Source organism: Rhizobium sp. 01N424, assembly GCF_056399485.1.
Window position 1 is genome coordinate 996063 of the sequence record NZ_JBFTRK010000001.1, and the last position, 11152, is coordinate 1007214.

At 64.4% G+C, this 11152-nt stretch carries 11 protein-coding genes; all 11 read left to right on the plus strand.

Annotated elements, in window-relative coordinates:
- Positions 1 to 2: 2 nt before the first annotated feature.
- The 11 genes from AC1DNK_RS05170 to AC1DNK_RS05220 all read left to right on the plus strand — a co-directional run bounded on the left by AC1DNK_RS05170 (position 3) and on the right by AC1DNK_RS05220 (position 11066).
- The gene (locus tag AC1DNK_RS05170) at positions 3 to 1010 is read left to right on the plus strand and encodes a serine hydrolase domain-containing protein (protein ID WP_477939708.1); all 1008 of its coding nucleotides are present in this window, start codon (positions 3 to 5) and stop codon (positions 1008 to 1010) included.
- Positions 1011 to 1035: 25 nt separating this feature from the next.
- A complete protein-coding gene (locus AC1DNK_RS05175; protein ID WP_112517171.1) occupies positions 1036 to 1578 on the plus strand; it encodes a phage tail tape measure protein in 543 nt (180 codons plus the stop codon).
- Positions 1579 to 1585: 7 nt separating this feature from the next.
- On the plus strand, positions 1586 to 2224 hold the full coding sequence (locus AC1DNK_RS05180) for a phage distal tail protein, Rcc01695 family (RefSeq protein ID WP_477939710.1): 639 nt from the start codon (positions 1586 to 1588) through the stop codon (positions 2222 to 2224).
- On the plus strand, positions 2221 to 3111 hold the full coding sequence (locus AC1DNK_RS05185; RefSeq protein WP_477939711.1) for a DUF2163 domain-containing protein: 891 nt from the start codon (positions 2221 to 2223) through the stop codon (positions 3109 to 3111). Before AC1DNK_RS05180 ends, AC1DNK_RS05185 begins: the two co-directional genes overlap by 4 nt.
- Positions 3108 to 3560: an NlpC/P60 family protein gene (locus AC1DNK_RS05190; RefSeq protein WP_477939712.1), complete on the plus strand. Its 453-nt coding sequence runs from the start codon at positions 3108 to 3110 to the stop codon at positions 3558 to 3560. Before AC1DNK_RS05185 ends, AC1DNK_RS05190 begins: the two co-directional genes overlap by 4 nt.
- Before the next feature lie 331 nt (positions 3561 to 3891).
- Complete coding sequence (locus AC1DNK_RS05195) at positions 3892 to 7734, plus strand: baseplate multidomain protein megatron (protein ID WP_477939713.1); 3843 nt, start codon at positions 3892 to 3894, stop codon at positions 7732 to 7734.
- Between the two features lie 21 nt (positions 7735 to 7755).
- A complete protein-coding gene (locus tag AC1DNK_RS05200) occupies positions 7756 to 7962 on the plus strand; it encodes a hypothetical protein (RefSeq protein ID WP_112390721.1) in 207 nt (68 codons plus the stop codon).
- Between the two features lie 193 nt (positions 7963 to 8155).
- Positions 8156 to 8404, plus strand: a complete 249-nt coding sequence (locus tag AC1DNK_RS05205) for a hypothetical protein (protein ID WP_112390722.1) — start codon at positions 8156 to 8158, stop codon at positions 8402 to 8404.
- 52 nt (positions 8405 to 8456) lie between these two features.
- The gene (locus tag AC1DNK_RS05210; protein WP_112390723.1) at positions 8457 to 9119 is read left to right on the plus strand and encodes a response regulator transcription factor; all 663 of its coding nucleotides are present in this window, start codon (positions 8457 to 8459) and stop codon (positions 9117 to 9119) included.
- Entirely contained in the window at positions 9119 to 10522 is a 1404-nt protein-coding gene (locus tag AC1DNK_RS05215; RefSeq protein ID WP_112390724.1) for a sensor histidine kinase, read from the plus strand. The genes AC1DNK_RS05210 and AC1DNK_RS05215 overlap by 1 nt, the downstream gene beginning before the upstream one ends.
- 118 nt (positions 10523 to 10640) lie before the next feature.
- A complete protein-coding gene (locus AC1DNK_RS05220) occupies positions 10641 to 11066 on the plus strand; it encodes a hypothetical protein (RefSeq protein WP_112390725.1) in 426 nt (141 codons plus the stop codon).
- Positions 11067 to 11152 lie beyond the last annotated feature (86 nt).

Here is an 11152-nt window from a genome sequence, read left to right on the forward strand (position 1 = left end):
AGATGGGGCAGGCGGACGGTATCTTTGCGAAGGGAACGATCACCTTTCCCTTCACGGATTGGGATGAGCGGCCGGCGGAGATGTTCGGCTGGTCGAGCGAGTGGCTGGACATGCTCTCCGCTGAACTGGCGAAGGGCGAAAGCAGCGCATTCATGATCGTCCGGGACGGGCGTCTCATCTACCGCTGGGGCGATATCGCCTTCAAGTCGAGCGTCGCATCGGTGCGCAAGAGTCTGGTCAATGTGCTCTATGGCATGCTGATTGCCGAAGGGCGGATCGATCCGCAGCAGACGCTTGCCGATTTCAATATTGACGACATGACGCCGCTGACGGCGAGTGAGCGCAAGGCGACGGTCATGGATCTGCTGCGCGCACGCTCGGGCGTCTACCTGCCGTCGGTCTACGATACGGCGAACGGCAGGCCTGACAGAGGCAGCCATCCGCCTGGAGCGCATTGGTTCTACAACAACTGGGATTTCAACGTTCTCGGAACGATCGTCGAGCGTGCGACGGGCGAGAATGTGCTGGAGGCGCTTGCGTCCCGCCTGGTGAAGCCATTGCGCATGCAGGATTGTGCGCCGGGTGACGGGTGGTTTCAGAACGGGCCGGAGTCCATGCATCCGGTCTACAAGATCCAGATGTCGGCGCGGGATCTGGCGCGGGTCGGGCTTCTCTATCTCCGGTATGGGCGGTGGGGCGCAAGGCAGCTCGTGCCGCAGAGCTGGGTGCGGGAAAGCACGCGGCCGCATTCGAAGGTTGGCGCCGGGCGTGCGTATGGATTGCTCTGGTGGGTGACGGAGGCGGATGCCGAAGACGATCCGATGGCGGTGCATGTGCCTATCTATTACGCCAGCGGCTGGGGCGGGCAGTATCTGATCGTGCTGCCGGATATCGATCTCGTCATCGTGCACCGGTCGGCGACGGCGCTGCGCGCTGGCCGCGGCGTCAGCCATGTGCAGATGGGCGAGATCCTGCGGCTGGCGCTTTCGGCGATGCCGCAACGGGGCTGAGCCTCATACTTTTCAGGAGACATCGATGGAAGGTGACGACACCGGGCTTGGCCAGATGGCCGGGCAGGCCGATGAACTGCGCCGTGCGCTCGAGGATCTGGAGAGCCGCTCGCGGTCTTTCGGATCCGCGCTCAGCGGTGCGCTCCGAAGCGCCGTCAGCGGCGGCAAGGGGCTCGACGATATCCTGCGTGGGCTTGGAAAACGGCTGGCCGATATCGCGCTTTCGGCGGGTATGAAGCCGCTGGAGGGGCTGATCGGCGGCGCCGTATCCGGGCTTGCGGGTGGTCTTGGCAAGATCGTGCCCTTCGCCGATGGCGGGGTGGTTTCGGCGCCGAGCTATTTCCCTCTCGGCGGCAATGTCGGGCTGATGGGCGAGGCGGGCAGCGAGGCGATCCTGCCGCTGAGGCGCGGGCCGGATGGGGCGCTGGGCGTGGCGGCAGCGGGCGGCGGCGGGACGCAGATCGTCTTCAATGTGACGGCCACCGATGCGCAGAGCTTCCAGAAGAGCGAGGCGCAGATTTCGGCGATGCTGGCGCGCACGGCGATGCGCGGCCAGCGCAATCTGTGAGGCTGAGATGAGCGGGTTTCATGAGGTGCAATTTCCGCTGAGGCTGTCGCTTTCGACGAGCGGCGGGCCGGTGCGGCGGACCGATATCGTCAATCTGTCGAACGGCCGCGAAAGCCGCAACAGCCGTTGGCGCGATGCGCGGCGGAGCTACGATGCCGGGTCGGGCGTTCGCTCGGCCGGCGATCTTTACGAGGTGCTGGAATTTTTCGAGGCGCGGAGCGGCGAACTCTATGGCTTCCGCTTCCGTGATCCGCTCGACTGGAAATCCGGACGGCCTGACCAGCCGGTAACGGCGCTCGACCAGATGCTGGGTACCGGCGACGGGGCGAAGGCGGCGTTTCAGCTGGTGAAGACCTATGGCGATGCGGCGGCAAGCAATGCGCGGCGGATTGCCAAGCCCGTGGCTGGCAGCGTGACGATCGCCGTCGATGGGGAGGTGATGGCAGGAAGCGCATACGACTGCGACGTTGTGGCGGGGATCGTGACCTTTCGGCCGGGCAGCATTCCTGCGGCCGGGGCGCGGGTGACCGCGGGCTTCGAGTTCGATGTGCCGGTGCGGTTTGCGACCGGGCGGATCGACGTGAACCTGACCGCCTTCAATGCCGGACGGATCCCGGCCATTCCGCTGACGGAGATCCTGCCATGAGGACGATCGGCACGGAACTCAGAGCGCATCTTGATGGCGACGCGACGACGGTCTGCCATGCCTGGCGCGTGACGCGCAGCGATGGCGTGGTGCTGGGCTTTAGCGAGCATGACCACGACCTCACTTTCACAGGCACGGTGTTTCTGGCGGCCAGCGGCTTTTCGGCAAGTGGTACCGAGGAGAGTACAGGCTTGCCTGCGGCGACGAGCGAGGTGACCGGCGGTTTTTCGAATGCGGCGATCAGCGAGGCGGATCTGCAGCGCGGGCTTTATGATGGCGCGCGCGTCGAGGTGTTTCTGGTCAACTGGGCGATGCCGGATCAGCATCTGCTGCTGAAGGTGCAGGAGATCGGCGAAGTGACGCGCAGCGGCGGGCAGTTTCGCGCCGAGCTGCGCAGTTTCGCGCACCGGCTGAACCAGCCGCAGGGACGGCTCTATGGCCGCCGCTGCGATGCGGCGCTCGGCGATGCCAGATGCGGTATCGATGTGACGCAAGCTCCGTTCTGCCGCGAGGGTGTGCTGGCTGCGGTCATCGATGCGACACGGATCGCCGTATCGGGGCTGAGCGCCTTCCCGGATGGGTTCTTTCGCTATGGGACAATTGCGTTTCTTGATGGGGAAAATGCCGGCGAACGGCTGGATATCGAGGCGCATGGCGCGGCGGGAGCCGAGGTCGAGGTGACGCTGTGGCTGCCGGTGGCACGGGCGCCGGACGCGGGGTGCCGGGTGCTGTTGACGGCGGGTTGCGACAAGGCGTTCGGCACCTGCCGGGCCAAGTTCGCCAACCAGCGGAATTTCCGCGGCTTCCCGCATATGCCGGGCGCCGACTTCGCCTATACCTATGCGGATGGCGGCAGCATCCATGACGGGAGCGCGCTCTTCAAATGACTGCGATCAACCAACGGGCGCTTTCGGCCGCCGAGAGCTGGATCGGCACGCCCTACAGGCACCAGTCGTCTGCCAAAGGCATCGGCTGCGACTGCCTCGGCCTTATCCGTGGCATCTGGCGCGAGCTTTACGGCGTCGAGCCGGAGATGCCGCCGCCCTATGCGCGCGACTGGGCCGAGCGGAGTGGCGAGGACCGGCTGCTCGATGCAGCGCTCCGGCATTTCGGTGCGCCGGTTCCGGTGGAGGCGATGATGCCGGGCGATCTGCTGCTGTTTCGCTGGCGGCCGGATGTGGCAGCCAAGCATGCCGGCATCTTTGCCGGGGGGAAGAGTTTCATCCATGCCTATGAGCAGGCGGAGGTTATCCGGTCGGTATTGGTGCCGAGCTGGCGGCGGCGTGTGACGGCCGTGTTCCGGTTTCCGGAGGTTGCAGCGAAACTTGAAAATTGAAGCGCATGTATGTATGTTTTGGGAGTGGTGAGCGGAGCTGTAACTCCGCCCACCCTTTGCTTATGTGTGGAATTGAACCCGGATGGCTATTGACCAGCCCGTCCGGGTTTTCCTCACACTAAGCGTGATACCGAATGGCAAGAACCACATAGCATCACCTCCTTGATCGAGAGCAAGGCCCTTGCCGAGGCTGGAGAGGCCCGTCCTCTCCAGTGAGCCGGCTGGTATCGGCGCTTCTGCTTCTGCTCACGACTGCAGCAATCTAACGCAATCATTGCGGGAAAAATCAAGTGCCGTGTAAGCGGCGCTGGCGACTCGCTGCGAGGTTTGCATGGCCACTCTCCTTCTTCAGGCGGCGGGTGCCGCGCTGGGCAGCGTTTTCGGTCCTGTCGGGGCGATCATCGGCCGGGCTGCGGGTGCGCTGGCGGGCAATGCGCTCGACCGGGCGCTGATCGGCGGCGGCCAGACGGTGCGCGGTGCGCGGCTTTCGACGGCACGCATTCCGGGCGCCGACGAGGGAACGTCGATCAACCGGGTCTATGGCGCCGTCAGGATCGGCGGGACGATGATCTGGGCGACGCGCTTCGAGGAAGTGGTGACCACCGAACGCGCGGGGGGCAAGTCCTCGTCGGGGCCGAAGGTCGAGACGTTCCGCTACTTCGCCAATTTCGCGATCGGGCTCTGCGAGGGGCCGGTTGCCTGTGTCAGGCGGATATGGGCCGACGGCAAGGAGCTCGACCTGACGGCGATCGAGATGCGGTTCTATGCCGGTGACGCTGAACAGCTGCCCGATCCGCTGATCGAGGCCAAGCAAGGAACGGGAATGGCATCGGCCTATCGCGGGCTCGCCTATGTCGTGTTCGAGCGGCTGCCGCTCGACAGCTACGGCAATCGCATCCCGCTGATGCAGTTCGAGGTGGTGCGGACGGTCGGAGAACTGGAGGAGCAGGTCCAGGCGGTCTGCATCATTCCGGGGGCGACGGAGCATGGCTACCGGACCGTCGCGGTCTCGGAAAAGACCGGTGCGGGAAGCGCCCGGCTGCTCAACCGCAACAGCCTGCAGGGGTTGACCGACTGGGACGTTTCGATCAGCGAGCTGACGGCGGTCTGCCCAAACCTCAAGCGGGTGGCGCTTGTCGTCTCCTGGTTCGGAACGGACTTGCGGGCCGGCAATTGCCGGATCGTGCCGGGCGTGGAAGTGCAGGCGCGCAATGCCGAAAGCAGTCCATGGTCGGTGTCGGGCTTATCGCGGGCGCAAGCCCATCTCGTCAGCCGCCGCGACGGCGGGCCGGCCTATGGCGGGACGCCGGATGACCTGAGCGTCGTCTCGGCGATCGCCGATCTCAAAGCGCGGGGGCTGGAGGTCTATCTCTATCCGTTTGTGATGATGGATATCGAAGGAGGCAATGCGTTGCCGGATCCCTATGGCGGCAACGGCCAGGCGGCCTATCCCTGGCGCGGACGGGTAACATGCCATCCGGCGATCGGCCAGCCGGGATCGGCGGACCGGACGGCGGCGGCGCGGGCGCAGATCGAGGCGTTCAGAGGCGCAGCGCAGGCCGGACATTTCAGCATCGCCGGGCAGCGGGTGATCTATAACGGCGGCGAGGAGAGCTACTGCCGGTTCATCCTGCATTATGCGCAGCTCGCAAAGGCGGCGGGCGGCGTTTCGGGTTTCATCATCGGCTCGGAGATGCGCGGCCTGACGCAGGTGCGCGACGAGACCGGTGCCTTTCCGTTCGTCAATGCGCTGGTGGCTCTGGCGGCCGATGTGAAAGCCGTGCTGCCGCAGGTGAAGCTGACCTATGCCGCGGATTGGAGCGAATATTCGGGATACCGGCCGGATGACGGCAGCGGCGATGTCTGTTTCAATCTCGATCCGCTTTGGGCTTCGAGTGCGATTGATGCTGTCGGCATCGACAACTACATGCCGCTTTCGGATTGGCGCGACGGCGATCTGGCGGCTGCGAACCCGGACGGGATGCGGGCCGCGGACGACAAGGCCGGATTGATAGCGGCGATTGCAGGCGGCGAGGGGTTCGACTGGTATTATGCCGGTGATGCCGACCGGAAGGCGCGGGTGCGAACGCCGATCGCCGACGGTCTCTCAGGCAAGTCCTGGGTCTACAGCTACAAGGATATCGAGGGCTGGTGGGCGAACCGGCACTACGACCGCGTCGGCGGGCTTGAAAAGGCGGCGCCGACCGGCTGGCAGGCGGGGATGAAGCCGGTCTGGTTCACCGAGCTCGGCTGTGCGGCGATCGACAAGGGCGGCAATCAGCCGAATGTCTTTGCCGATCCGAAATCGGCCGAGAGTGCGGCCCCCTATTTCTCCAGCCGGGCACGCTCCGATGCCATGCAGCGGCGGTTTCTGGAGGCGCATCACGCCTGGTGGAACCGTCCCGGCGCTGCAGCCGGCATGGTCGATCCCGCCCATATTTTCCTGTGGTCGTGGGATGCACGGCCCTATCCGGCCTTTCCACTGGAAACGGATATCTGGAGCGATGGCGCAAACTGGCGCAGCGGTCATTGGCTCAATGGCCGGTTGGGGGCCGGAAGTCTGGCGGATGTGATGGCCGCGGTGTTTCGCGATCATGGCTTCCATGATTTCGATGTCTCGGAAGTGTCCGGTGACCTGACCGGCTATGTGCAGGGCGACATGACTTCGGCGCGCAGCCTGATCGAGCCGCTGCTGGAAGCCTTCCAGATCGACGCCTTCGAGGATGGCGGTTTGCTGCGGTTTCGCTCGAGAGCGCGGACGAGCCTGCCTCCTACTGAAATCGCTGTGCTTGCCGATCTCGAGGATCGCCCGTTGTGGCAGGAAACCCGCGGACATGACAGCGATCACGCCGCCGAGGCTGTCATCACCTTTTACAATCCCGATGACGCCTACGAGCAGGCGGGCGTGCGCTCGCACCGGGCCCAATCGGCGACGAGCCGCGTGCTGAAGAGCGATCTCCCGGCGGTGCTTGCGGAGGAAGCGGCGCTGAATGCCGCCGAGGCGCTGCTGCGCGACAACCGGATCGGCAGACGGTCGGTGCGCTTTGCGCTGCCGCCTGGCGCGCGGCAGTTTCAGCCGGGCGATGTGGTGGCGATCACCGGTGGGCCGCCGGGGCGGTTCCTGATCGCGTCGATCGAAGACGGAGGCACGAGAGAGGTCGAGGCGCGCGAGTTTGCGCCATCGGCGGGCGCGGCACCGGCTGAAGAGGCCGGCGGCAGGAACGGCAGCGGCCAGCCATCGAGCCTGTTCGATCCGGTGGTTCAGCTGATGGATTTGCCGCGGTTCGCGGCAGGCGAGGCCGAAAGTTTTGCAAGGGCCGCGGTCTTCGCGCGTCCCTGGAAGACGGCCGGGCTCTCGTCCTCGGTGAGCGGGGAAGGCTATCGCGGCCGCGCGCTGCTCGAACGGCCGGCGCGGATCGGGGTGCTTGCGGCGCCGCTATCGGCCGGGGTGCCGGGGCGTTTCGACTGGTCGGTAAACGTGGAGCTGGAGCTGCCGTTCGGGGAGCTGTCGTCGGCATCGGCGATCGCCGTGCTGAACGGGGCGAACATGCTTGCGGTGCTTTCGGGCAATGGCAGCTGGGAGGTTCTGGCTTTTCAGCAGGCCGAGGAGATTGCGGCCGGGCGCTGGCGGCTGAGCGGACTGCTGAGAGGGCTGGCGGGGTCGGAGGATGCGATGGGCGCCGGAGCGGAGGCGGGTGCTTCTATCGTCGTGCTCGACGAGGCGGTGGTGCCGCTCGGGCTCGGCGGCGACGAGATGGGGCTGCGGCTCAACTGGATCGTCGAGGCGTCAGGGGTATCAGGAAAGATAGGTCCCTTTGTCTTCGAGGGCGGGATGAGGGCGGAGACGCCGCTTTCTCCCGTTCATCTGCGCGCGGCCAGAGACGCTGCGGGTGCTGCGTGCTTCTCCTGGATCCGGCGCGGGCGTGTCGACGCCGATAACTGGATGGCTGCGGATATTCCCCTCGACGAACCCTTCGAGCGCTACCGGGTCGAGGTGATGAGCGGGGCGGAGGTCAAGCGGCTGGTCGAGGTCTCTGCCGCGGCCTGGACCTATCCGCTAGTGGGAGAGATTGCCGATTTCGGCAGTCCGCAGGCCGAGTTGACGATCCGCGTGCGGCAGATGGGCCAGCGCATGCCGCTCGGGCTCGCAGCGGTGGCAACGATGACGATGTGATTTTCAACGAAAGGAATGGTCATGGGTGATTTGAAGAACTGGTATCATTCAAAGACGATCTGGGGTGCGCTGATCGCCATCGGCGCGTCGGTTCTGCATGCGGCGGGAATCGATATCGAGGCGGGCGACCAGAGCCAGATCGTCGATTCTATCGTCAATATTTCCGGCGCGATCGGCGGGCTTCTGGCCATCTACGGACGGCTGACGGCGAATGCGGCGATCCGCTGAAACGGTGTTTCGAGAAAGAGGCCGGCAGCGGCATCAAGAGCTTCTGCCGCCTCGTCTTTCGGCTGTGAATATCGTTAGAGAAATACAGTCAAGAATTGTTCTAAACCTCCGTCATTACAGTGCATTCATTTGCCATTCAGGTCACGTGAGTACATAGTCGGGCCAAGTTGGAACCACGTTGGAAGCATTGCACATGGCCTCTCCTCTGAGCGTCGTAGCCTTGGCCGCAGGGCTGGCTGTATCGGCGCCCTCACCGGACGACTCCCGCACTCTCGTGGTGCGCGTCTCGGGCGATTGCAGCGCTGCCGCGCAGCAGGTCGTCGAGCAGACGGGTGGCCAGCTGCTTTCGGTTCAGCCCTCGGGCGACACCTGCATCATCACCGTGCTTGTTCAGGGCAACGGCCAGCGCCCCCGCAAGGTAACTGTCAGGGTTCCGATGTAGGCGGAATCGGCCTATGAAACTCCAGTGACACAATCGAGGTGAGAGCGGACCGATGCGCATTCTGGTAGTCGAAGACGACGTCAATCTGAACCGGCAGCTGAGCGACACGCTGAAAGAGGCGGGCTATGTCGTCGATCAGGCTTTCGACGGTGAAGAGGGACATTTCCTCGGCGACACCGAGCCCTATGACGCCATCATTCTCGATATCGGCCTGCCGGAACTGGATGGCGTAAGCGTTCTCGAAAAGTGGCGCGGTGCCGGGCGCGGCATGCCGGTGCTGATCCTGACGGCGCGCGATCGCTGGAGCGACAAGGTGGCGGGCATCGACGCCGGCGCCGACGACTACGTGACTAAGCCTTTCCACGTGGAAGAAGTGCTGGCGCGCATTCGCGCACTGATCCGCCGCGCCGCCGGCCATTCATCTTCGGAGATCGTCTGCGGGCCTGTCCGGCTCGATACCAAGACCTCGAAGGCCGTCGTCAACGGCGTGGCGCTGAAGCTGACGTCGCACGAATACCGGCTGCTTTCCTATCTCATGCATCACATGGGCGAGGTCGTCTCCCGATCGGAACTTGTCGAGCATATGTACGACCAGGATTTCGATCGTGATTCCAATACGATCGAAGTCTTCGTCGGACGTCTGCGCAAGAAGATGGGCGTCGACTTGATCGAAACGGTGCGCGGTCTCGGATACCGCATTCAAGCGCCGGCCTGATGCGCATAAAGTCGCTCACCGCACGCGTTCTCCTGTTGACGACCGTATGGTCGACCGTGGCGCTTGTGGTGATCGGGCTGTTGATTTCGACGCTCTACCGCCGCAGCGCCGAGCGCGGCTTTCAGGATCTGCTGCGCGCGCAGCTCTATAACGTCATCAATTCGGTCACGATCGGTGATCAGGGCGCGCTGGCAGGCAGCCCGCAGCTCGGCGACCTGCGTTTCGCGCAGCCGCGCACCGGCTGGTACTGGGTGGTGGAGCCGCTCGGCACCTATACGGCGGCACCGCTGGTCTCGCCCTCGCTGGGCTCGGCGACGATCCCGGTTCCTTCGGTGCTCGAAGCGCCGTTCGACAAGAATTACGAGCGCTATTACCAGGTGACGGACGCGAGCGGAAACCGGGTGCAGGTGGCCGAAACGGAAGTGGTGCTTGATACCGACGGGCGCGCGGCGCGCTTTCGCGTCAGCGGCAATGTCGAAGTCGTTGAAAGCGACGTCAGCAACTTTTCCCACAGCCTTTATCTGGCGCTTGCAGGCTTCGGTGTGGGCAGTCTGATCGTCAACGCGCTTGCCATTCTCTTTGGCCTGAAGCCGCTGGACAAGGCGCGCGCCGCGCTGGAGCGGATCCGCGCCGGCGAGAGCGAGCAGCTGAAGGGCGATTTCCCGCGCGAGATCCTGCCGCTTGCCAATGAGGTGAATGCGCTGATCGACAGCAACCGCCGCATCGTCGAGCGCGCCCGCATGCAGGTCGGCAATCTGGCGCATTCGCTGAAAACGCCGATCGCCGTGCTGCTCAACGAAGCCCGGGTGCTCGAGCGCTCGCATGGCGAATTGGTGAAGAGCCAGGCCGAGGCGATGCAGGGGCAGGTGCAATCCTATCTCAACCGTGCCCGCATTGCCGCGCAGCGCGAAAGCGTGCTGGCGCGCACCGATGCGGAGCCTGCGCTCGAGCGGCTGGTGCGCGTCATGCGCCGCCTCAACGTCGACAAGGAATTCGAGCTTTCGGTCGCTCCGCCGCATCTGGCGGTGGCGATGGAGCAACAGGATCTGGAAGAGACGGTGGGCAATCTGCTGGAGAATGCAGCGCGTTTCGCCGTTCACAAGATCAAGCTCACAGCGGTGGAAGCTGCCGACGACGTCAAAGGCGCCGAAAGCAGCGGCCGCAAGCATTGGGTGGAACTGGTCGTCGAGGACGACGGGCCGGGTCTGGAGCCCGATCAGATGAAGGAAGCGCTGAAGCGTGGCAAGCGGCTGGACGAAAGCAAGCCGGGAACCGGGCTTGGCCTTTCGATCGTCACCGAGATCGCCAACGAGTATCAGGGTCGGCTGGAACTCTCCCGCGGTGAGGCGGGCGGTCTGCGGGCGCGGCTAATTTTGCCGGGTCTTACAAAGGATGTTGCGTGAGCAATTGCTTGATGTCACAAAGACATAGGCAAGTGCATAGCATGCTTTGCCTTAAAGCCGACACGAGCACATGTGCATCTGGCGGCGTTGATTTGTTCTTTTCTGCTGGTTCGACAGAATGATGTTACGCGCGAATGCCATGATCGTCTCCTCGCTTTTGGTTGCCGTTGCGGTGAGCGGCTGCACGACAACGAAGAGCAGCACTTCAGGCGGCATGTTCTCCCGCAAGCCCTCTGCCTCGGCGAGCTTCATCTCCGCGCTGCAGGGCGGTATTGCCGGACGCAGCGGCATAGAACTCAGCGACAGCGACAAACAGCGGGCGCTCGAAGCGGAATACCGGGCGCTTGAGGGTGCCGCCGTCGGCCAGCCGGTCGTCTGGAGCGGCCGCAATGTCAGCGGCAAGGTCGTTGCCGCAGCGCCCTATCAGGTCGGCTCGCAGAATTGCCGCCAATACACTCACACGCTGACAGTCGATGGCAAGGATACCGCAGTGCGCGGATCGGCCTGCCGCAACAGCGACGGAAGCTGGTCGCCGCTCGGCTAGACCAACCGGCATTCAGCCCATGCTGGGCTGCAAATGGCGCTTCTCCACGCTTCCGGTGCTCACGTACGTTGAGTACGCTGCGCTCC

What these genes read in the sequence shown, in the direction of transcription:
- AC1DNK_RS05170 (WP_477939708.1), top strand. Translation starts at nt 3, where the DNA reads ATGGGGCAGGCGGACGGTATCTTTGCGAAGGGAACGATCACCTTTCCC.
- AC1DNK_RS05175 (WP_112517171.1), top strand. Translation starts at nt 1,036, where the DNA reads ATGGAAGGTGACGACACCGGGCTTGGCCAGATGGCCGGGCAGGCCGAT.
- AC1DNK_RS05180 (WP_477939710.1), top strand. Translation starts at nt 1,586, where the DNA reads ATGAGCGGGTTTCATGAGGTGCAATTTCCGCTGAGGCTGTCGCTTTCG.
- AC1DNK_RS05185 (WP_477939711.1), top strand. Translation starts at nt 2,221, where the DNA reads ATGAGGACGATCGGCACGGAACTCAGAGCGCATCTTGATGGCGACGCG.
- AC1DNK_RS05190 (WP_477939712.1), top strand. Translation starts at nt 3,108, where the DNA reads ATGACTGCGATCAACCAACGGGCGCTTTCGGCCGCCGAGAGCTGGATC.
- AC1DNK_RS05195 (WP_477939713.1), top strand. Translation starts at nt 3,892, where the DNA reads ATGGCCACTCTCCTTCTTCAGGCGGCGGGTGCCGCGCTGGGCAGCGTT.
- AC1DNK_RS05200 (WP_112390721.1), top strand. Translation starts at nt 7,756, where the DNA reads ATGGGTGATTTGAAGAACTGGTATCATTCAAAGACGATCTGGGGTGCG.
- AC1DNK_RS05205 (WP_112390722.1), top strand. Translation starts at nt 8,156, where the DNA reads ATGGCCTCTCCTCTGAGCGTCGTAGCCTTGGCCGCAGGGCTGGCTGTA.
- AC1DNK_RS05210 (WP_112390723.1), top strand. Translation starts at nt 8,457, where the DNA reads ATGCGCATTCTGGTAGTCGAAGACGACGTCAATCTGAACCGGCAGCTG.
- AC1DNK_RS05215 (WP_112390724.1), top strand. Translation starts at nt 9,119, where the DNA reads ATGCGCATAAAGTCGCTCACCGCACGCGTTCTCCTGTTGACGACCGTA.
- AC1DNK_RS05220 (WP_112390725.1), top strand. Translation starts at nt 10,641, where the DNA reads ATGATGTTACGCGCGAATGCCATGATCGTCTCCTCGCTTTTGGTTGCC.